Source organism: Paraburkholderia unamae, from assembly GCF_003268775.1.
GTDB classification, from domain to species: Bacteria; Pseudomonadota; Gammaproteobacteria; order Burkholderiales; family Burkholderiaceae; genus Paraburkholderia; species Paraburkholderia unamae.
In genome coordinates this window covers 148,856-168,406 of record NZ_QLSU01000016.1, presented here as the reverse complement: position 1 = coordinate 168,406, position 19,551 = coordinate 148,856, and the positions used below count along the sequence as shown (strand labels likewise).

General features: G+C 66.1%; 21 protein-coding genes. 19 read left to right on the top strand and 2 right to left on the bottom strand.

The window, feature by feature from the left end; translation table 11 throughout:
* Positions 1 to 20: 20 nt before the first annotated feature.
* A complete protein-coding gene (locus C7401_RS25425) occupies positions 21 to 1,046 on the bottom strand; it encodes an IS30 family transposase (RefSeq protein WP_112174185.1) in 1,026 nt (341 codons plus the stop codon).
* Positions 1,047 to 1,818: 772 nt separating this feature from the next.
* Here C7401_RS25425 and C7401_RS25420 point away from each other — a divergent pair.
* From C7401_RS25420 to C7401_RS25330, 19 genes are all read left to right on the top strand, one after another.
* Positions 1,819 to 2,559 carry an SDR family NAD(P)-dependent oxidoreductase gene (locus tag C7401_RS25420; RefSeq protein WP_112174184.1) on the top strand — a complete coding sequence of 247 codons (741 nt, stop codon included), beginning with the start codon at positions 1,819 to 1,821 and terminating at the stop codon, positions 2,557 to 2,559.
* A 9-nt stretch (positions 2,560 to 2,568) separates the two neighbouring features.
* Positions 2,569 to 3,339 carry an SDR family NAD(P)-dependent oxidoreductase gene (locus C7401_RS25415; RefSeq protein WP_112174183.1) on the top strand — a complete coding sequence of 257 codons (771 nt, stop codon included), beginning with the start codon at positions 2,569 to 2,571 and terminating at the stop codon, positions 3,337 to 3,339.
* Between the two features lie 11 nt (positions 3,340 to 3,350).
* Positions 3,351 to 3,980, top strand: a complete 630-nt coding sequence (locus C7401_RS25410; RefSeq protein WP_112174182.1) for a nuclear transport factor 2 family protein — start codon at positions 3,351 to 3,353, stop codon at positions 3,978 to 3,980.
* Between the two features lie 7 nt (positions 3,981 to 3,987).
* Positions 3,988 to 5,064: an alkene reductase gene (locus C7401_RS25405; RefSeq protein ID WP_112174181.1), complete on the top strand. Its 1,077-nt coding sequence runs from the start codon at positions 3,988 to 3,990 to the stop codon at positions 5,062 to 5,064.
* A gap of 156 nt (positions 5,065 to 5,220) precedes the next feature.
* A complete protein-coding gene (locus C7401_RS25400; protein ID WP_112174180.1) occupies positions 5,221 to 6,117 on the top strand; it encodes a VOC family protein in 897 nt (298 codons plus the stop codon).
* A gap of 3 nt (positions 6,118 to 6,120) precedes the next feature.
* Positions 6,121 to 6,999: a CoA transferase subunit A gene (locus C7401_RS25395; RefSeq protein WP_112174179.1), complete on the top strand. Its 879-nt coding sequence runs from the start codon at positions 6,121 to 6,123 to the stop codon at positions 6,997 to 6,999.
* A gap of 13 nt (positions 7,000 to 7,012) precedes the next feature.
* Positions 7,013 to 7,780, top strand: a complete 768-nt coding sequence (locus C7401_RS25390; RefSeq protein ID WP_112174178.1) for a CoA-transferase subunit beta — start codon at positions 7,013 to 7,015, stop codon at positions 7,778 to 7,780.
* A 36-nt stretch (positions 7,781 to 7,816) separates the two neighbouring features.
* A complete protein-coding gene (locus tag C7401_RS25385; RefSeq protein WP_112174177.1) occupies positions 7,817 to 8,746 on the top strand; it encodes an enoyl-CoA hydratase in 930 nt (309 codons plus the stop codon).
* Entirely contained in the window at positions 8,743 to 9,843 is a 1,101-nt protein-coding gene (locus C7401_RS25380; protein WP_112174176.1) for an NAD(P)H-dependent flavin oxidoreductase, read from the top strand. Before C7401_RS25385 ends, C7401_RS25380 begins: the two co-directional genes overlap by 4 nt.
* Before the next feature lie 37 nt (positions 9,844 to 9,880).
* Positions 9,881 to 10,636, top strand: a complete 756-nt coding sequence (locus C7401_RS25375; RefSeq protein ID WP_112174175.1) for an enoyl-CoA hydratase family protein — start codon at positions 9,881 to 9,883, stop codon at positions 10,634 to 10,636.
* A gap of 13 nt (positions 10,637 to 10,649) precedes the next feature.
* Positions 10,650 to 11,810, top strand: coding sequence for an acyl-CoA dehydrogenase family protein (locus C7401_RS25370; protein ID WP_112174174.1), 1,161 nt, complete (start codon positions 10,650 to 10,652; stop codon positions 11,808 to 11,810).
* 14 nt (positions 11,811 to 11,824) lie between these two features.
* Positions 11,825 to 12,907 carry an acyl-CoA dehydrogenase family protein gene (locus C7401_RS25365; RefSeq protein ID WP_112174173.1) on the top strand — a complete coding sequence of 361 codons (1,083 nt, stop codon included), beginning with the start codon at positions 11,825 to 11,827 and terminating at the stop codon, positions 12,905 to 12,907.
* 2 nt (positions 12,908 to 12,909) lie between these two features.
* Complete coding sequence (locus tag C7401_RS25360; RefSeq protein ID WP_112174172.1) at positions 12,910 to 14,064, top strand: acetyl-CoA C-acetyltransferase; 1,155 nt, start codon at positions 12,910 to 12,912, stop codon at positions 14,062 to 14,064.
* A gap of 19 nt (positions 14,065 to 14,083) precedes the next feature.
* Positions 14,084 to 14,959, top strand: coding sequence for an SDR family oxidoreductase (locus C7401_RS25355; RefSeq protein ID WP_112174171.1), 876 nt, complete (start codon positions 14,084 to 14,086; stop codon positions 14,957 to 14,959).
* A 27-nt stretch (positions 14,960 to 14,986) separates the two neighbouring features.
* A complete protein-coding gene (locus tag C7401_RS25350) occupies positions 14,987 to 15,772 on the top strand; it encodes an SDR family oxidoreductase (protein WP_181565689.1) in 786 nt (261 codons plus the stop codon).
* An 8-nt stretch (positions 15,773 to 15,780) separates the two neighbouring features.
* Entirely contained in the window at positions 15,781 to 16,242 is a 462-nt protein-coding gene (locus C7401_RS25345) for a MaoC family dehydratase (protein WP_112174169.1), read from the top strand.
* Between the two features lie 19 nt (positions 16,243 to 16,261).
* The gene (locus tag C7401_RS25340) at positions 16,262 to 17,470 is read left to right on the top strand and encodes an acetyl-CoA C-acyltransferase (RefSeq protein ID WP_112174168.1); all 1,209 of its coding nucleotides are present in this window, start codon (positions 16,262 to 16,264) and stop codon (positions 17,468 to 17,470) included.
* A gap of 29 nt (positions 17,471 to 17,499) precedes the next feature.
* Positions 17,500 to 18,393 carry an EamA family transporter RarD gene (gene rarD, locus C7401_RS25335; protein WP_112174167.1) on the top strand — a complete coding sequence of 298 codons (894 nt, stop codon included), beginning with the start codon at positions 17,500 to 17,502 and terminating at the stop codon, positions 18,391 to 18,393.
* Between the two features lie 127 nt (positions 18,394 to 18,520).
* Positions 18,521 to 18,979 carry a hypothetical protein gene (locus C7401_RS25330; RefSeq protein WP_146757999.1) on the top strand — a complete coding sequence of 153 codons (459 nt, stop codon included), beginning with the start codon at positions 18,521 to 18,523 and terminating at the stop codon, positions 18,977 to 18,979.
* Between the two features lie 21 nt (positions 18,980 to 19,000).
* On the opposite strand, the gene C7401_RS25325 is transcribed toward C7401_RS25330, so the two are convergent.
* The gene (locus tag C7401_RS25325) at positions 19,001 to 19,378 is read right to left on the bottom strand and encodes a hypothetical protein (protein WP_112174165.1); all 378 of its coding nucleotides are present in this window, start codon (positions 19,376 to 19,378) and stop codon (positions 19,001 to 19,003) included.
* Positions 19,379 to 19,551: the final 173 nt, after the last annotated feature.

Here is a 19,551-nt window from a genome sequence, read left to right as displayed (position 1 = left end):
GGCTTTTTTGCCTGGCGGTTTCAAGGAGCAAGTGCAACAGCGGGGTCAATTTCAATACCCTGCTTTTTGCAGTTCTCAATAAAAGCTTCTGCCGGTGTGCGCCATCCGAGTGTCTTGCGTGGACGCATGTTCATTTCCATCGCAATCGCATCAAGCTGGCGCTGGGAGAGCACGGAAAGGTCTGCGCCCTTAGGCATGTACTGGCGAAGCAGACCGTTGGTATTCTCGCAGATGCCCCGCTGCCACGGGCTGTGCGGATCACAGAAGTCGATGCGGATGCCCGTGGCCTCGGCGAGCTTCCTGTGCAGTGCCATCTCCTTGCCCTGATCGTACGTCAGCGTCTTGCGCAGTTCCTCCGGCAATGGCGCGAACGCCGCACTGTAGGCTTGCAGGGCGGCCTCAGCCGTCGCACCGTCGATCTTCACCAGCATCAGGAACAGGGTGCTGCGATCGATCAGCGTACCCACCGCCGAACGGTTGCCCGCTCCCTTGATCAGATCCCCCTCCCAGTGCCCCGGGATCAGCCGGTCGTTGGCCTCGGGTGGACGGACATGGATGCTCACCATGTCCACGAGCTGACCGCGCCGGTCCTGCCCGCGCGTGCGGGGCCGGCGTGCACCGCGCCCCTGCCTGAGCAGGCTGACCAGTTCACGCCGCAATGCACCTCGTGGCGCGGCATAAATGGCCTGGTAAATCGTTTTGTGCGAGACGTTCAAGGCGGGTTCCCCGGGATGGACACGTTTGCGTTGCGCGGCCACCTGCTCAGGTGAGAAGCACATCTCCAGGTATCGACGCACCTCGGGCCACAATGTTCCGCCTGGGTGCAGCTTGCGCTCGCAGCGCGGCTTGCGTCGCAGCCTGGCGGCACGGCTCATTGGGCCGCGCTCATGATCCGGCTTCCAGCCGTTACGTCTGGGTTCACGGCTGATCGTGCCTGGCGAGCGCCGTAACGCACGAGCGATCTCCCGCGTACTTCGGTTCTCCAGCTTCATGGCGAAGATCGCGCCGCGTTCCTCGGCAGCCAGGTGTTCGTATTTTTGTCCCATGCAACACATCCTGAATGAAGTGTTGCACTTGCTCCTTGAAACCGCCATTGGTTTTGGGGTGTTGGCGTTTCCTTGTTTTCGTGTCGGTCTGCCAGCGTTGCCCCTGTGCGGGGCGGCACCTACTTTTCTTTGCAGCGGCAAAGAAAAGTAGGCAAAAGAAAGCCGCTCACACCGCTAATGCCTGCCACCGTTCACCTCGCGCCACCCCAGATAGTGGCTCCGGAGCGTCCGTCACCCCGCACCCTTGAACGTAGTGACAAAGGGCTCATCCTTCCGGCGGCGCTACGCGCCCCGAAGGGCATAACACAAACCACAAACCTCGCGTATGCAAGGCGGGTTTCCCTTGCAGACCTTTCCGCGGCGCGCGAAGCGAGCAGCGGGAAGTATGACTGCCTTGTCACTACGTTCGAAGGTGCGGGGTGACGGACGCTCCGGAGCCACTACCTGATGCGGTGCGGGGTGAACGGTGGCGGGCATTGGCGGTGTGAGCGGCTTTCTTTTGCCTACTTTTCTTTGCCGCTGCAAAGAAAAGTAGGTGCCGCCCCGCACAGGGGCAACCCAGGCAGACCGACACGAAAGCAAGGAAACGCGAAACCCCCAATCCAACCAAAAACAAAAGCAGCACCAAAAAAACCCACAACAAGCCCTTAGTCCCATCGGACGATGGCGCCCCGCACTCCCAACCGTAGCCTGTGAGCAAGGGCCCAAGCGCACCAACCGGGCCCCAATCCCCATATCAACAAAGCAACAAAGCAACAAAGGAGCAATGCGGATGAGACTCGCAGGCAAAGTTGCACTCGTAACGGGTGCGGGCCAGGGCATCGGCCGTTCTATCGCACGTCTTTTCGCCGAGGAAGGCGCGACCGTGGTCGCCATCGACCTCGATCTGGAGGCGGCGCAAACCACCATTTCCACCGCGCCGGAAGCACAGCAATGCGCGGCACGCAAGGTGGACGTGAGCAGCAGCGCGGCGGTGCAGGCGCTGTTCGCCGAAACGGTGGAGCGCCATGGCCGCGTAGACATCGTCGTCAACAACGCAGGTGTGGGCGCAGTCGACACGCTCGCGCAAACGCCCGACGAAAACTGGGCCAAGGTCATCGGCGTCAATCTCACGGGTGCGTTCTATCTGTGCCGCGAGGCGGCGCGCAGCATGCAGGCCGTGGGCAATCGCGGCGCCATCGTCAATGTGTCGAGCACGTCGGCGCTCAATGGCGAAGGTCCGGCGCATTACTGCGCGTCGAAAGCCGGTGTCATGGGCCTCACGCGCAGCATCGCGCGCGAACTCGCACCCACGGGCATTCGCGTCAACACCGTCGTGCCGGGTCCGACCAACACCCCGATGATGCAAGGCATCCCCGAGGAATGGAGCGAGGCCATCGTCAAGTCGGTGCCGCTCGGACGCATGGGCAAGCCGGATGAAGTGGCCCGCGTGGCGCTCTTCCTGGCAAGCGACGACAGCGCCTTCATCACAGGGCAAAACGTGGCCGTGAACGGCGGCATGGCGTTTATTTAGGAGAATGGAATGACAGGACGTCTTGAAGGCAAGGTCGCGCTCGTCACGGGCGGCGGCACCGGCATCGGCGCCGCTACGGCGGAGCGTTTCGCGCAGGAGGGCGCAACGGTCGTGATCTGCGGCCGGCGCGAAGGTCCGCTCGCGGAAGTGGTGGCGCGCATCACCGCCAACGGCGGCCGCGCCGAGGCCGTGCAGGCCGACGTGAGCAACGAAGCCGCGTTCGAAGCGGCGATTGCGAGCACCATCGAGCGCCACGGCGCGCTCGACATTCTCGTCAACAACGCCATGGCCTATACATGGGGCTTGATCGAGGATACGTCGACCGGTGACTGGCACGCCAACTTCGCCACGTCGGTGGACGGCACCTTCTGGGGCACGCGCGCGGCGATGAAGCTCATGAAGGAGCGCGGCGGCTCGATCATCAATCTCTCGTCGATCTGCGGTCTGCTCGGCACCTCGCACATGGCGGGCTATTCGGCGGCGAAGGCGGCCGTCATCAACTTCTCGCGCGCGGCGGCGGCCGAGGGCGCGGCGCACGGCATTCGCGTGAACGTCGTGATTCCGGCCGTGGTGGAAACGCCGGGCACGGCCGCGATGCTCTCCGACGCCACGGCGCGCAGCAAGACAGAGTCGCTCATCCCGATGCGCCGCGTCGGCCGCCCCGACGAGCTCGCGAGCGCGATTCTCTTTCTCGCGAGCGACGAGGCCTCGTATGTGACGGGCGCGGCGCTGCCCGTGGACGGCGGCCGTACGGCCGTGCTCGGCACCGCGCTCGACTGAGGGGAGCGGGCATGAGCACCGAAACACTGGAGGCGAGGCTCGATCGCCTCGAATCGATCGAGGAGATTCGCCAACTGGCGGGCAAGTATTCGCTGTCGCTCGACATGCGCGATCTCGACGCCCACGTGAACCTGTTCGCGCCCGATGTGCGCGTGGGCAAGGACCGCGTGGGCCGCGCGCATTTCAAGGCGTGGCAGACCGATACCTTGCGCGAGCAGTTCACCGGCACGTCGCACCACCTGGGGCAGCACATCATCGAGTTCGTCGACCGCGACCATGCCACCGGCGTGGTGTATTCGAAGAACGAGCACGAGTGCGGCCCCGAGTGGGTCATCATGCAGATGCTCTACTGGGACGATTACGAGCGCATCGACGGCCGCTGGTACTTCAGGCGCCGTCTGCCGTGCTACTGGTATGCGAGCGACCTGAACAAGCCGCCCATCGGCGACATGAAGATGCGCTGGCCGGGCCGCGAACCGTACAAGGGCACGTTTCACGAGCTGTTTCCCTCGTGGCGCGAGTTCTGGGCCGAGCGGCCCGACAAGGACAGCTTGCCCGAAGTTGCCGCGCCCGCGCCGCTCGAGCAGTTTCTCGCCACCATGCGACGCGGCACGCCCGCGCCGCGCATCCGTGTTCGCTGAGGCCGCCATGCACGAGAGTCTTTTCGAACCCGTGCGCCTTGGCGCGCTCGATCTTGCCAACCGCATCGTGATGGCGCCCATGACGCGCAATCGCGCGGACCCCGATGGCGTACCCACCGTGATCATGGCGGACTACTACGCCGCGCGCGCCGACGCGGGCCTGATCGTCGCAGAGGGCACCTGGCCGGTGGCGAATGGCCAGGCGTACTGCCGTCAACCGGGCCTTCAGACGCTGGCGCATATCGCGGGCTGGAGCCGCGTGGTCGACGCCGTGCACGCGCGCGGCGGCAAGATCGTCTTGCAGATCATGCACGCCGGGCGCATCGGCAGCGCCTTCGTCAAGCCGCCGGGCGTGCAGACCGTGGCGCCCTCGCCACTGCGCGCGGCGGGGCAGGTGTTCACCGATCGCGCGGGCATGCAGCCCTACGACGAGCCGATCGAACTCGACACCGACGCGGTGCGCCGCATCGTCAACGAACACCGGCTCGTAGCCATTCGCGCGCGCGAGGCCGGTTTCGACGGCGTGGAGCTGCACGGCACGAGCGGCTATCTGCCGATGCAGTTCATGTGCACGGGCACCAACCTGCGGCGCGACGAATACGGCGGATCGCTTGCGAACCGCATTCGTTTCGCCGTGGAGTGTTTGAGCGGCATGGCCGAAGGCATGGGCGCCGAGCGCGTGGGTCTGCGGATCAATCCGGGCAACACCTATAACGACACGTCCGATCAGGACTCCGCACAAACGCATGTCGCGTTGATGGAAAAGGCCGCGTCGCTGGGAATCGGCTGGCTGCATGTGATGCGCTCGCCCGATGCCGCCATCGACGCGTTTGCGCTCGCACGCAAGCACTTTGGCGAGGCGCTGATCCTCAACGACAGCATCGGCGCGCAAGAGGGTACGCGCCTGATCGACGAGGGCGCGGCCAGCGCCGTTTCGTTCGCGCGCGACTTCATCGCCAACCCCGATCTCGTGCGCCGCCTGCGCGAGGGTTTGCCGCTCGCGAAGTTCGATCGCAAGACCCTCTACACGGCGGGTTCGGCGGGCTACAGCGACTACCCGGCGGCGCCCGCCTGCGTGGCATGACGTACTGCGCTGACGCATTGGGTTGACGCACTGCGCAAAAACCGCCGCGAGGCTTGCCGGACGGTGGTTTTCGTTAGTCTCAACGGACGATGACCCGCCCCGGTGCGGGCGGGAATAATGAATTCACGCTGCTACGAATCTGAGAGGTCTCGGGAGATGATGGAAATTAGCGGTCTTGCCTACGTGGTGGCCGAAACCACCGACATGGCGAAGTGGAGCGACTACGCGCAGCACGTGCTGGGCGCCATGACGGAACGCTCGCCCTCGGGCAGCCTGCGCGTGAAGATCGACGAGCGGCAGTTTCGCATCGCGGTCGTTTCCGGCCAGCGCGACGCGTACACCGCTTCGGGCTGGGAAGTGCGCAACGCCGAAGCATTCGCCGCCGCCGTTGCGGCGCTCGAAGCCGCGCACGTGACATTCACGCGCGGCGACGCCGCGCTGTGCGCCGAACGCTGCGTGCAGCAACTGGTGGCCTTCGACGATCCCTCGGGCAACCGTCACGAAATCGTCTGGGGCTTCAAGTCCGACTTCCGTCACTTCGCGTCGCCCGTTGGGGTCGCGCGCTTCGTGACCGGCGAGATCGGCATGGGTCACGCGGTGCTGCCGGCCACCAATTTCGACGCCACCGTCGCGTTCTTTCGCGATGTCATGGGCTTCGGGCTTTCCGACATTTTCAACTTCCAGCCGGCGGGCGCGGACGGCCCGACGTTGCCGATCCACTTCCTGCACTGCGCCAACGGCCGTCACCACAGCGTCGCTTTCGCGGGCTTTCCGGTGGAAAGCGGTTGCGTGCACATCATGCTCGAAGTGGAGTCGATGCCGGAAGTCGGCCGCGCGCTCGACCGCATGGCGGCGCATGGCGCACCGCTATCGGCGACGCTCGGCCAGCACACCAACGACCGCATGATTTCGTTCTACATGAAGTCGCCCTCGGGCTTCGACATCGAGTACGGCTATGGCGGCGCGGTGGTGGACTGGAAGCAGCACATCGCCCACGAATTCACGGCCGTGAGCCTGTGGGGCCACGATTTCACGGTTGGACGCAAGGGGTAAGGCATGGCGAACAAACTGATGCAGGCGGGCGACGTGGTCTCGCAACTGCGCGACGGCATGACGATCGGCATTGGCGGCTGGGGGCCCCGGCGCAAGCCGATGGCGCTCGTGCGCGAACTGCTGCGCTCGCCGGTGAAGGATCTGACCGTGGTGGCGTATGGCGGCGCCGATGTCGGCATGCTGTGCGCCGCGGGCAAGGTGCGCAAGCTCGTGTTCGCGTTCGTGTCGCTCGACTTCATTCCGCTCGAACCGTATTTCCGCATGGCGCGCCAGAGCGGCAAGCTCGACGTGATGGAAATCGACGAGGGCATGCTGATGCTCGGCCTGAAGGCGGCGGGCATGCGCATTCCGTTCATTCCGACTTCGATCGGTCTTGGCACCGACGTGCTGCGCCATAACCCGGAAATCGCCGTGATCGGCTCGCCCTACGACGGGCGCGACTGGGTGGCGATGCCCGCGCTGCCGCTCGACGTCGCCCTGCTGCACGCCGATCGTGCGGACGCGCGCGGCGTGTGCCAGATCAAGGGCCCGGACCTGTACATGGACCACCTGTTCGCGCGCGCTGCCAGCCAGACCTACGTCAGTTGCGACGAACTCGTCGAGAGCTCGTACTTCGAAAGCGAGGAAGAGGCGCGCCACGTGCACTGGGAGCGCTCCGAGACGACCGGCGTGGTGCATGCGCCATGCGGCGCCCATCCGTCCTCCTGTGCGCCGCTCTACGGCTTCGACGTCGCGCATTTCAAGGCGTATGCCGCAAGCGCGAAAGACCCGGAAGGCTGGCAGCAGTATTACGCGCGCTACGTCGCGCCCGGCGAAGAAGCCTATCTGGCGAGCGTGGGCGGCGCCGATGCAGTGCGCGCCCTGCCGTTGCCGGTTTTCTGAACGAGGTGATGAGATGAACGAAACAACGCTGGTCGATCGCATCATCTGCGCGGCCGCGCGGGCCTGGCAAACCGACGGCGAAGTGCTGGCCACGGGCATCGGCATCGTGCCGCGCCTGGCCGCCTCGCTGTGCATGTCGACGCTGAACCGCGACCTGATGATGACCGACTCGGAAGCCTGGCTCGTGAGCGAGCCGGTGCCGGTCGGACCGCGCGCGGCGCAGGCCGTCAAGCGCGAAACGTGGATGGGCTTTTCGCGAATTTTCGAGAACGTGTGGGGCGGCAAGCGCCACGCGATGGTCGGGCCGACGCAGATCGACCGCTACGGTCAAGCCAACATTTCGATGGTGGGCGGCGACTATCGCCAGCCCAAGGTGCAGATGCTTGGCGTGCGTGGCTTTCCCGGCAATTCGATCAGTCACGCCAACTCGTTCTTCGTGCCGCAGCACAGCCGCAAGGTGTTTGTGGAAGGCGAGGTGGATATGGTGGCTTCGATCGGCTACAACCCGCAGCGCCTGCCGCGCGGCTACAGCTTCGACGACATCGATATCCGCAGCGTGATTACCAATCTCTGCGTGATGGATTTCGGCGGGCCCAACCGGCAGTTGCGCCTGCGCGCGCTGCATCCGGGCGTGAGTGTAAAGGACGTGCAGGATGCCACGGGCTTTCCTGTTCACGTGCCCGACGACGTTGCCGAAACCCCGGCGCCGAGCGCGCAGGAGCTGGAGGCGCTCGCCCACCTGGACCCGCGCAACCTGCGCGCCGCCGCACTGGGTGCGTAAGCGCCCGCCGCTACACCACGTTCATACGAGATTCGCATGCAAGCCGATCAGCAATCCGCCAACACGTTCGTCGAGCGCCCCGATCACGCTTCGTACGAAACCGATAGCCCCGTTCTGTATGAGGTCCGCGAGGGCGTCGCTTACGTGACGATGAACCGGCCGCAGTTCAACAATGCGCAGAACTCGCAGATGACCTATGCGCTCGACGCGGCGTTTCGCCGGGCCGTGGACGACGACGCTGTGCGCGCCATCGTTTTGTGCGGCACCGGTAAGCACTTCAGCGCGGGCCATGACATCGGCACGCCTGGGCGCGACGTGAACCGGGAGTTCGATCGCGTGCATCTGTGGTGGGATCACACCAACAAGCCCGGCGCCGAATTCCACTATGCGCGCGAGCAGGAGGTGTATCTGGGCATGTGCCGGCGCTGGCGCGCGATTCCGAAGCCGACGGTCGCCATGGTGCAGGGCGGCTGCATTGCGGGCGGATTGATGCTGGCCTGGATCTGCGACCTGATCGTGGCTTCCGACGACGCGTTTTTCCAGGACCCCGTGGTGCGCATGGGCATTCCGGGCGTGGAGTATTTCGCCCACGCTCATGAACTCACGCCGCGACTCGCCAAGGAACTGCTGATGCTCGGCGAGCGCATGCCGGCCGCGCGGGCGTACGACATGGGCATGGTCAATCGCGTCGTGCCGCGCGAGCGCCTGGAAGAGGAAACGGGCCGCATTGCCGCGCGCCTCGCCGCGCAGCCGCGCATGGGGCTCGCGTTGACCAAGCAGGTCGTCAACGGCGCGGAGGACCTGCAAGGCCTGCGCGCGACGATGGACATGGCTTTTGGCTACCACCACTACGCGCACGCCCACGGCCAGCTTTGCGGCGAAGGGCACCTGGGCGGGCACGACGCGCGTTCGATGGCGTCGGCCAATCGCAGCGAATCGGCCGTGGTGCCGGGAGCGGCGGCATGAACGGGGCGCAAACGCTCTTCCACACGCCGCTCACGGAACTGCTCGGCTGCCGCTATCCGATCGTGCAGACGGCCATGGGCTGGGTGGCGGGCGCCGAACTGGTCGCGGCCACCTGCAATGCGGGCGGCTTCGGGTTCCTTGCGGGCGCAACGATTCCGGCGGATCGCATTGAAGCAGAAATCCTGCGGGTGAAATCGCTTACCGGCGACAAGCCGTTCGGCCTGAACTTCCACATGTTCCAGCCGAACGCGCAGCAACTGCTCGATCTCGCGATCCGGCACAAGGTGCGCGCCGTGAGTTACGGGCGCGGGCCGGACAAAAAGACGATCGGCCGGCTGCGCGACGCGGGCATTGTCTGCATGCCGACCGTGGGCGCGCTCAAGCACGCGCTCAAGGCGATCGACCTTGGCGCGAACGCGATCACGGTGCAAGGCGGCGAGGGCGGCGGCCACACGGGCGCGGTGCCGAGCACGGTGCTGCTGCCACAGGTGGTCGATGCGGTGGACGTGCCCGTGGTGGCGGCGGGCGGCTTCTATGACGGGCGCGGCCTGCTCGCGGCCCTCGCGTATGGCGCGAGCGGCATCGCCATGGGCACGCGCTTTCTCATGACAACCGACAGCGGCGTGCCGCGCGCGACGCTCGAACGCTATCTGGCGGTCAAGGACGCCGAACGCATTCGCGTGTCGCACGCCGTGGACGGCATGCCGCAACGCATGATCGACAACGAATACCTCGCGATGCTCGAAGGCGCTTCGCCGTTGCGGCGCCTTTTGATCGCACTCGGCAGCGCTCGCGCATGGCGCGCGCAAACCGGCATGACGGCCGCGCAAGCGGCGCGGGTGCTCTGGCAGGGCTTGCGCGGCGACGCGGGCAGCGTCGCGCAAACGGTGATGGCCGCCAACGCGCCCATGCTGCTGCAACGCGCGATGGTGGAGGGGCGACCCGCCGAGGGCGTGATGTCGGCGGGCCAGATCGCGGCGCTGATCGGCGAGTTGAAGAGTTGCCGCGAGGTGATCGAGGGCATGGCGGGCGAAGCGGCCGCGCGGCTCGATACGCTCTGCGGCGGCCTGAATGCCGCTTCCACACAAGCGGCATGAGCGGGACAAAACGTACAAGCATAGGAAGACCAACGACATGGAAGAACAGTTTTCGACGTACGTGCACGAGAGCGGGGTGGCGGAGGTCGTGCTCGATTGTCCGCCCGTCAACGCGCTGAACTCGGCGGGCTGGCGCGAGCTGGCAGAGGAAATCGAGGCGCTGGGCCAGCGGCCCGAGGTGCGCGTGATCGTGATCCGCGGCGAGGGACGGGGCTTTTGCGCGGGCGTGGACATCAAGGAGCTCGCCGCGCATCCCGAACTGATCGTGGAGGTCAACGCGGGCAACTACGCGACTTTCAAGGCCGTGCACCGTAATCGCGTGCCGGTGATCGCGGCGGTTCATGGCTTCGTGCTGGGTGGCGGCATCGGCATCTGCGGCGCGGCCGATATCGTGATCGCGGCGGAGGACGCTTCGTTTGGCTTGCCCGAAGTGGATCGGGGCGCGATGGGCGGTGCGGCGCACCTGCAACGCATGTTCGGTGTGCAGAAGACCCGCTATCTGTTCTTCACGGGGTCGATGGTGAGCGCGAGCGAAGCGTTCGCGCTGCGTGCGATCGAGCGCGTGGTGCCGCGCGAGAAGCTGCGCGAGACGGCGCTCGACATCGCCCGGCAGATCGCCGCGAAGAGTCCCGCGATGATTCGCATTGCGAAAGAGGCATTGAGCGGTATCGAGGACGGCAATCTCGAAGACAAGTACCGGTGGGAGCAGGGCTTCACATTGCAGGCCTATATGAACACGGACTCGGCGGAAACGCGGCATGCGTTCGTCGAGAAGCGGCAGGCGAAATTCTAGAGCGAGGGTGCGGATGGATATGAACGACACGCCGGCGCAACTGGCCTTCCGCAAGGAGGTCCGGCAATGGCTGCACGAACACGTGCCGAAAGAGCGTTTCAAGAGTTATGACACGCGGGAAGGGTTCGAAGAGCATCGCGTGTGGGAGCGCGTGCTGGCGGACGCGGGCTGGAGCAGCGTCACCTGGCCCACGGAGCTTGGCGGACGCGGCAGCGACTTGATCGAGTGGTTGATCTTCGAGGAAGAATACTGGGCGGTGGACGCGCCGATGCGCGTGAACCAGAACGGCATCCTGCTGCTCGGCCCGACCCTGATGGAGTTCGGCACCGACGAGCAGAAGGCCCGCTTTCTGCCGCGCATGGCGCGCTGCGACGATATGTGGGCGCAGGGCTGGTCGGAGCCCGGCGCGGGGTCGGACATGGCCGCGATCCGCAGCATGGCGGTGCGCGACGGCGACGACTACGTGATCAACGGCCAGAAAACGTGGTCCTCGCGTGCGATTTTCGCGGACTGGCTGTTCGGGCTCTTTCGCAGCGAGCCGGGTTCGCAGCGTTATCACGGCCTCACGTATCTGCTCGTGCCGCTCGACTCGCCCGGTATCACGATCCGCCCGATCAAGGCGCTCAACGGCAAGGAGTCGTTCGCGGAGATTTTCTTCGACGACGTGCGGGTCTCGGCGCAGAACCGCATCGGCGCGGAAGGGCAGGGCTGGCACGTCGCGATGGCGACGGCGGGCTTCGAGCGCGGGTTGCTGCTGCGTTCACCCGCGCGCTATCAACGCACGGCGCAAAAGCTCGTCGAGCTTTACCTCGCGAACCAGGCCGCGGCGGACCGCGACCCGTCGATTTGCGAAGCGGTGTTGCGGGCGTGGATGGGCGCGCAGGCGTACCGCCTGTCGGCTTATCACACGGCCGGACGCTTGCTACAGGGTGCAACGATTGGCGCCGAGTCGAGCACGAACAAGATTTTCTGGTCGGAGCTCGATCTCGACATGCATGAAACGGCCATGCGCATTCTCGGCGCGCGCGCCGAACTGCTGCCGGAATGCGCATACGCGGAAGGGGGATGGCTCGACGGCTTCCTCTTCGCGCAAGCCGGGCCGATTTACGCGGGGACGAACGAGATTCAGCGCAACATCATCGCGGAGCGCTTGCTCGGTTTGCCCAAGAGCTGACCGGAGACTATCCGATGGACTTCACTTTTACGAATGAACAGATCGCGTTTCGCGACTCGGTGAGCCGGTTCCTCATGAGCGAGGTCGCGCCCGACACGCTGCGCGATATCTGGGAAACCGACGGCGGACGCTCGCCGGAACTGCGCAAGATGATGGCGGCCCAGGGCCTCACCGCCCTCTCGGTGCCGGAGGCGGAAGGCGGCCTGGGTCTTGGCGACATCGACTGGGCGCTGATGACGCAGGAGCTCGGCTACTACGCCATTCCCGATTCGCTGGCCGACGCCGCTTACGTGGGCGCAGGGCTGCTCGCGGGGCTGCCTGCGGACAACGCCGTGCGCGCCACGTGGCTGCCGCGCATTGCCGACGGGAGTTGCCGCATTGCCGTGGGCCATCCCGTGAATCCCTGGGTGGCCGACGCGGGGCTCGCCGACCTGCTGCTGCTCGCGCATCCCGTCGCGGACGGTGTGGAATTGCACGCGGTGACGCGTGATGCCGTCGAAGTGGTTGCGCAGGCAAGCATCGACGGATCGAGAAGGCTCGCGCAGGTGCGCTGGGAACCCACGAAGGCGACGTGCGTGGCGAACGCGCAGGCGGGCAAGGCGTTGTGGGACGAAGCGCTCGACCGCGGCACGGTCAATGTCGCCGGGCAACTCGTCGGCCTCGCGCAGCGCATGGTCGACATCTCCGTCGACTATGTGGCGCAGCGCAAGCAGTTCGGCAGGCCGATCGGCTCGTTCCAGGCCGTCAAGCATCACCTCGCCGACGTGGTCACCAAAATCGAGTTCGCGCGGCCGGTGCTGTATCAGGCGGCCTATGCGCTCGCGCACGGCAGCGCACAGCGCGCGCTGCTCGCCTCGCACGCGAAGCTCGCATGTGCGGACGCGGCGTGGGTCGCCGCGCGCAAGGGCATTCAGGTGCATGGCGCGATGGGCTACACGTGGGAGGTGGACCTGCAAATGTACGCCAAGCGCGCGTGGGCGCTGGACGCCGCATGGGGCGACCGCGCGTTTCACAAGGACCGCATGGCCGCCGTGCTGCTCGGCGCGCGCGCACCGCTCGGCCCGCTCGCCTCCTTCAACGACACTACGGAATCCTGAGCATGGCAGAAGCCTATATCGTCGATGCCTTGCGCTCGCCCACCGGCAAGCGCCGCGGGTCGCTCGCGGACATGCACGGCGCGGACCTCGGCGCGCATGTGATCGGGGCCATGGTCGGGCGCAATGCGATTCCGGCCGAGGACTACGACGACGTCGTGTTCGGCTGCGTGGACACGATCGGCCCGCTCGCGGGCAATATCGCGCGCACCTCGTGGCTGGCGGCGGGCATGCCGCTCAACGTGCCCGGCACCACGGTCGACCGCCAGTGCGGCTCGTCCCAGCAGGCCATTCATTTCGCGGCCCAGGCTGTGATGAGCGGCACGCAGGACGTCGTGCTGGCGGGCGGTGTCCAAACCATGTCGAGCGTGCCGATTTCGTCGGCGATGCTCGCGGGTCAGCCGCTTGGCTTTACCACACCGTTTGCAGAGAGCGCGGGCTGGCAGCGGCGCTTCGGCGACGCGCCCGTCAACCAGTTCTACGCCGCGCAGCGCATTGCCGATCACTGGGAGATTTCACGCGAGGCGATGGAATCGTTCGCGCTGGAGAGCCACCGGCGTGCGTTGCAGGCGATGTCCGAGGGCCGCTTCGCGCGCGAGGTGGTGCCCGTGGAGGGACGGCTCGCGATGGACGAAACCGCTCGCGAGACGACGCTCGAAAAAATGGCGACGCTGGCGAGCGTCGATCCGGCGTATCCCGCGATTACCGCGGGCGTATCGAGTTCGACATGCGACGCCGCTGCGGCGGTGCTCGTCGTGTCGGAGCGCGCGCTCAAGCGCTATGGGCTCACGCCGCGCGCGCGCATCCACCACATGAGCGTGCTGGCCGACGACCCGATCTGGCATCTGACCGCGCCAATTCCGGCCACGCGGCATGCGCTCAAGCGCTGCGGCTTGCGCCTGGACGACATCGACCTCGTCGAGATCAACGAGGCCTTCGCGTCGGTTGTGATGGCCTGGCTCAAGGAAACGGGTTACGCGCACGAGCGAACGAACGTCAACGGCGGCGCGATTGCGCTGGGGCATCCGCTCGGCGCGAGCGGCGCGAAGCTGATGACGACCTTGCTCCACGAACTCGAACGCACGGGCGGACGCTTCGGTCTGCAAACGATGTGCGAGGGCGGCGGGCAGGCGAACGTCACGGTGATCGAGCGGCTTTGAATTTGCGGGGTAACGGGAAATGAGCATTTGTGAGAATCGCACCGTGATCGTCACGGGCGCGGGCGGCGGCCTCGGGCGCGCGTACGCATTGTCGTTCGCCGCGCACGGCGCGGCGGTCGTCGTCAACGATATCCGGCTCGACGCCGCGCAAGGCGTCGTGGCGGAAATTCACGGCCTTGGCGGCCGCGCCATCGCCAGCGACGGGGACATCACGAGCATGGCGGGCGCACAGGCGATCGTCGACACGGCGCTCGACGCGTTCGGCGAAGTCCATGTGCTGGTCAATAACGCGGGCATTCTGCGCGACCGCATGTTCCTTTCGCTCACCGAGGAGGACTGGGACGCCGTCATGCGCGTGCATCTGCGGGGCCACTTTTGCCTCGCCAACGTGCTGGGGCGTCGCTGGCGCGATGCAGCCAAGGCGGGGCAAGCCGTGGACGCCCGCATCATCAACACGAGTTCGGGCGCGGGCTTGCAAGGCTCGATCGGCCAGTCGAACTATGTGGCGGCCAAAGGCGGCATCGCCGCGCTCACGCTCGTGCAGGCGGCGGAACTCGCGCGCTACGGCGTGACGGTGAACTGCCTCGCGCCGGCCGCGCGCACGTCCATGACGGAAGGCGCGATGCCCGACATGGTGAAGAAGCCCGAGAGCGGGTTCGACGTGTGGGACCCGATGAACGTCGCGCAACTCGTGGTGTGGCTCGGCAGTCCGCTCTCGCGCCATGTGACGGGGCGTTGTTTCGAGGCGAAAGGCGGCGAGATTTCGGTGGCCGACGGCTGGCGCACCGGCGAGATCGTGGACAAGGGCGCGCGCTGGTCGCCGGCGGAGCTTGGCAACGTGATCGACGCTCTGATCGAGCGCGGTGTGCCGCCGCAGAAGGTCTACGGCGCCTGACGACGCGACAGGAGAGAGGGGATGACGATGAAAGACGTTCCGGAGTATGTGGCGGGGCACGGCCTGCTGCGCGGCAAGTCCGTGCTGGTCACGGCGGCGGCGGGCGCGGGCATTGGCTTTGCGGTGGCGCGCCGTTGCGCGGAGGAGGGTTGCCGTGCGCTGTTCGTGTCCGACGTGCACGAGCGGCGGCTGAACGAGGCCGTCGAGACCTTGCGCCGCGAAACGGGTCTCCAGTCCGTGTATGGGCGGCTGTGCGACGTGAGCCAGGAAGGCGACGTGCAGGCGCTCGTGAGCGCGGCGCATGAGCAGATGGACGGCATTGACGTGCTCGTCAACAACGCCGGGCTCGGCACGAGCTGCCGCGTGGTGGACATGAGCGACGAAGAGTGGCAGCGGGTGCTCGACATCACGCTCACCGGCACGTTCCGCATGACGCGCGCCGCGCTCCGGGTGATGCAGCCGCGCGGGCGTGGCGTGATCGTCAATAACGCTTCGGTCCTGGGCTGGCGCGCGCAGGCGGAGCAGGCGCACTACGCGGCCGCCAAGGCGGGCGTGATGGCGTTCACGCGCTGCGCGGCGCTCGAAGCGGCGGAGCACGGCGTGCGCATCAACGCGGTGGCCCCGAGCATTGCCATTCACGCGTTCCTGAAGAAGTCGGCTTCCGAGGAACTGCTTGCTTCGCTCGCGCAGCGCGAAGCGTTCGGGCGCGGCGCGGAACCGTGGGAAGTGGCTAACGTGATGGTGTTCCTCGCGAGCGACTATTCGTCGTACATGACGGGCGAAACCATTTCGGTCAGCTCGCAGCATGCGTGAGGTTCAGGATGACGAAGCAATTTGATTCGGTGGCGAGCGTGATGGCGGCCGTTGGCGCCGACCTCGGCGCGACCGGGTGGCTCACGCTTGCGCAGGAGCGTATCGACCTCTTCGCCGAGGCCACGGGCGACCATCAGTGGATCCACGTCGATCCGGAGCGCGCGCGCGAAGGCCCGTTCGGCGCGTGCGTGGCGCACGGCTATCTGACCTTGTCGCTCGCGAATGTCTTTCTGCCGCAACTCGTGCACTACGAGCGCTTGCGCATGGGCGTGAACTACGGCTGCAACAAGGTGCGCTTTCCCGCGCCTGTGAAGGCGGGACAGCGCGTACGCGGGCGCGGCGAGGTGATCGCCGCTGCGCCGCAAGGCGACGGCGTGCAGGTCACGGTGCGCGTGACGGTCGAGGTCGAAGGATCGGAGCGGCCCGGCTGCGTGGTCGAGACGATCAGCCTGCTGTATTTCGATGAATAACGTTTATCAGGGAGTGGTCATGCAGGACGCCGTCATTGTTTCTACCGCGCGCACGCCGATCGGCAAGGCCTTTCGCGGCGCGTTCAACGACACCGAAGCGCCCGTGCTCGGCGGCCATGTGATTCGCGAGGCGCTGCGCAAGGCCGGCGTGGAGGGCAGCGAAGTCGACGACATCGTGCTCGGCGTCGCGGCGCAGCAGGGTACCCAGGGCTACAACCTCGGGCGGCTGTGTGCCTATACGGCGGGTTTGCCGCAAAGCGTGGGCGGCATGGCGATCGACCGCATGTGCGCCTCGGGGCTGGTCGCGATCGCGACGGCGGCGAAGAGCGTAATGACGGGCGAGCACCGCATTGCCGTGGCGGGCGGGCTCGAATCGATCTCGCTCGTGCAGAATCGCCACAAGAATACCTACCGCGCGCAGTCGGAAGCGGTGCTCGCGGCATCGCCCGCGGCCTATATCCAGATGATCGAAACCGCCGAAGTCGTGGCGGCCCGCTACGGCATCTCGCGCGCGCAGCAGGACGAGTACGCGCTGCAAAGCCAGCAACGCGTGGCGGCGGCCCAGGAAGCGGGCTTGTTCGACGACGAGATCGTGCCGCTCGCGACGCGGCGTCAACTCTTCGACAAGGAAGGCAACGCCACCGGCCATGAGAGCGTGACGCTCACGCGCGACGAAGGCAATCGCCCCGATACGAGCGCGGAGTCGCTTGCGAAGCTGCGCCCGGTGTGGGGCGGCGGGCAGTGGGCGGCGCAGGGCGAATGCATCACGGCGGGCAACGCTTCGCAGCTTTCGGATGGCGCGTCGGCGTCCGTCGTCATGTCGGCGGAGGAAGCGAAGCGGCGTGGCTTGCGCCCGCTCGGTGCGTATCGCGGCATTGCCGTGGCCGGTTGCGCGCCGGAGGAAATGGGCATCGGCCCCGTGTTCGCCATTCCCAAGCTGCTGGAGCGCCACGGGCTGGGCGTGAACGATATCGGGCTGTGGGAGCTCAACGAGGCGTTCGCCTGCCAGGTGATCTACTGCCGGGACCGCCTCGGCATTCCCGCCGACCGTCTGAATGTGAACGGCGGCGCGATTGCCGTCGGGCATCCGTTCGGGATGTCCGGCGCGCGCATGGTCGGCCATGCGCTGCTCGAAGGCCGCCGGCGCGGCGTGCGCCATGTGGTGGTGAGCATGTGCGTGGGCGGCGGCATGGGGGTGGCAGGGCTGTTCGAGGTATTGCCCGCCTGATGTCGGCTTCCTCCGTTGCGCCATCATCGATGAATGAGCAGGCGACCGGGCGCGGCATTGTGCTTTCCGTGAATGCGTCGGCGCTCTTTGCGCTGCTCTCCGCCTACACGTTATGGCTTGCGCCGCTGGGCGGGCTCGACGTGTTCGCGTGGCGCGTGATCTGGACGGTGCCCGGCGCGCTGCTGCTTCTCGCGCAGCGCGGCCGCACGGCGCAAATGCGCGCGCTGTTCGCCCGCATGCTCGGCGACGCGCGAACGGCGTTCGTCCTCGTGCGCAGCGCAGCGTTGCTTGGCGTGCAGATGTGGCTGTTTCAGTGGGCGCCGCTGCACGGGCGCATGCTGGAAGTGTCGCTGGGCTACTTCCTGCTGCCGCTCGTGATGGTGCTGGTGGGCCGCATTTACTATCGCGAGCGGCTCGATGCGATGCAATGGCTGGCCGTGGCCTGTGCGGCCGCGGGCGTCGCGCACGAACTGGTCGTGACGCACGCGCTCGCGTGGCCCACCTTGCTCGTTGCGTTCGGCTATCCGCTGTATTTCGTGTTGCGCCGCAAGATCGACGCCGATTCGCTCGCGACGTTTGCGATCGAAATGTTGCTGCTCTTGCCGGTCGCCGCATTCGAAGTGTGGCTCGGCGGCTCGCTCGACCTGCTCGGGCCGCGCCCGTTGCTCGCCTTCGTGCTGTTGCCGGGGCTCGGTGCGCTCAGCGCGGTGGCGCAGGGGTTTTATCTGAAGGCGAGCCGCGTGCTGCCGCTCGGCTTGTTCGGCATTCTTTGCTACCTCGAACCGGTGTTGCTCGTGGTCGTTTCCGTGAGCTTGCTGGGCGAGCATTTCGAAGCGCGCCAGTTCGCGACCTACGGTCCGATCTGGATTGCCGTGTCGCTTACCGCAGTGCACAGCGCCCGTTTCCTGCGCATTCGACGTTAGCGACAATGACGACGACGATGATTGCGTTCGCAGGCATTCGTTCGCGCATTGGCTAAAGGGTCGCCGCTTGCCTATAGTGAAGGCATTGCCGCAATGGCGGCGATGCTTCGAAGGCAGGGGGTCGGCTATGGAAACTTCCAGATGGCTGGCGCTGGCAGTGACGCTTGGGTGCATGGCCGCCAATCCGGCGGCGGGCGAACCGGCGAACAATCTGCTGACCATTCAGATGCACGCTTCTCCGTGGAATGCCGGGAAAAACGCGCAAGTGACGCTCGTTCCGCAAACGGGGCGCGCGGAACTGATGTTCGTCGTGAGCGGTGTTCCGGCCGGGGCCAGCGTGCCCGAGGACCTCGACGTACTCATCTATCCGGGCAGTTGCGCCAAACGCGCCGACACGCCGGCGTACGCCGTGGGCAATCCGTATGTGCGCGGCGAGCGCGTTGGCATTCGCCAGTTCTACATGACGCGCATTGTGCCCGCAACGGTTGCCGAACTCACGTCTTCGGATCACGCTATCGTCCTGCGCACCGGTCCTCAGGATGGCGCGGTCGATATCTTCTGCGGCGACGTCAAAGCGGCTGCGTGACCTGGGTGGCAGGCCGCCGATCTATTTGACGGCTTGCTGCGCGGGCGATTCGCACAGTCGCGCAACGCAGCGCCAGAAAACGTGCTCATGAGGCTCCCCGTCGAAGAAGTCGGGGGTGGCCAGCCATAGCCCGGCGTTCTGCATCTTTCCTTCCGGGGTGTCGCAGTCCTTGATGGCCTGCTGCACCGATCTGGCCGCGTCCTCAAGACAACGTGGATTGCCCGACGAACACAGCACAGCCGCTTCCTGGTCGCAGGCGGCGGCAAAGGCATCACTGCTGCCAAGGCACAGCACGGCCGCAAGCACGGTCGCAATGAGCGTGGCGGCCTTCTTTTCGGGGACGTTGGGACACAGGCGCGGGATGGCAAAACCCCGCAAAGACTTGAGCGGGACGTGCACGGAAATCTCCCTGGGCGGATTCGCCGTTGAGAACGCTAATGCGATTGGGAGGAGAAACTGCGCAGGCTACGTGATCGACTCAGATCGAGTCGGCTTTTTCGAATTCTAGAATGTCATTCTTACGTGCCGATTAATCAGAGCATAGAAAGAACGCCCGAATGAGGTTCGGGCAT

Excerpts from the sequence above, each read along its gene's own strand:
- C7401_RS25425 (WP_112174185.1), bottom strand. The coding sequence starts at position 1,046 with ATGGGACAAAAATACGAACACCTGGCTGCCGAGGAACGCGGCGCGATC.
- C7401_RS25420 (WP_112174184.1), top strand. The coding sequence starts at position 1,819 with ATGAGACTCGCAGGCAAAGTTGCACTCGTAACGGGTGCGGGCCAGGGC.
- C7401_RS25415 (WP_112174183.1), top strand. The coding sequence starts at position 2,569 with ATGACAGGACGTCTTGAAGGCAAGGTCGCGCTCGTCACGGGCGGCGGC.
- C7401_RS25410 (WP_112174182.1), top strand. The coding sequence starts at position 3,351 with ATGAGCACCGAAACACTGGAGGCGAGGCTCGATCGCCTCGAATCGATC.
- C7401_RS25405 (WP_112174181.1), top strand. The coding sequence starts at position 3,988 with ATGCACGAGAGTCTTTTCGAACCCGTGCGCCTTGGCGCGCTCGATCTT.
- C7401_RS25400 (WP_112174180.1), top strand. The coding sequence starts at position 5,221 with ATGATGGAAATTAGCGGTCTTGCCTACGTGGTGGCCGAAACCACCGAC.
- C7401_RS25395 (WP_112174179.1), top strand. The coding sequence starts at position 6,121 with ATGGCGAACAAACTGATGCAGGCGGGCGACGTGGTCTCGCAACTGCGC.
- C7401_RS25390 (WP_112174178.1), top strand. The coding sequence starts at position 7,013 with ATGAACGAAACAACGCTGGTCGATCGCATCATCTGCGCGGCCGCGCGG.
- C7401_RS25385 (WP_112174177.1), top strand. The coding sequence starts at position 7,817 with ATGCAAGCCGATCAGCAATCCGCCAACACGTTCGTCGAGCGCCCCGAT.
- C7401_RS25380 (WP_112174176.1), top strand. The coding sequence starts at position 8,743 with ATGAACGGGGCGCAAACGCTCTTCCACACGCCGCTCACGGAACTGCTC.
- C7401_RS25375 (WP_112174175.1), top strand. The coding sequence starts at position 9,881 with ATGGAAGAACAGTTTTCGACGTACGTGCACGAGAGCGGGGTGGCGGAG.
- C7401_RS25370 (WP_112174174.1), top strand. The coding sequence starts at position 10,650 with ATGGATATGAACGACACGCCGGCGCAACTGGCCTTCCGCAAGGAGGTC.
- C7401_RS25365 (WP_112174173.1), top strand. The coding sequence starts at position 11,825 with ATGGACTTCACTTTTACGAATGAACAGATCGCGTTTCGCGACTCGGTG.
- C7401_RS25360 (WP_112174172.1), top strand. The coding sequence starts at position 12,910 with ATGGCAGAAGCCTATATCGTCGATGCCTTGCGCTCGCCCACCGGCAAG.
- C7401_RS25355 (WP_112174171.1), top strand. The coding sequence starts at position 14,084 with ATGAGCATTTGTGAGAATCGCACCGTGATCGTCACGGGCGCGGGCGGC.
- C7401_RS25350 (WP_181565689.1), top strand. The coding sequence starts at position 14,987 with ATGAAAGACGTTCCGGAGTATGTGGCGGGGCACGGCCTGCTGCGCGGC.
- C7401_RS25345 (WP_112174169.1), top strand. The coding sequence starts at position 15,781 with ATGACGAAGCAATTTGATTCGGTGGCGAGCGTGATGGCGGCCGTTGGC.
- C7401_RS25340 (WP_112174168.1), top strand. The coding sequence starts at position 16,262 with ATGCAGGACGCCGTCATTGTTTCTACCGCGCGCACGCCGATCGGCAAG.
- rarD (WP_112174167.1), top strand. The coding sequence starts at position 17,500 with ATGAATGAGCAGGCGACCGGGCGCGGCATTGTGCTTTCCGTGAATGCG.
- C7401_RS25330 (WP_146757999.1), top strand. The coding sequence starts at position 18,521 with ATGGAAACTTCCAGATGGCTGGCGCTGGCAGTGACGCTTGGGTGCATG.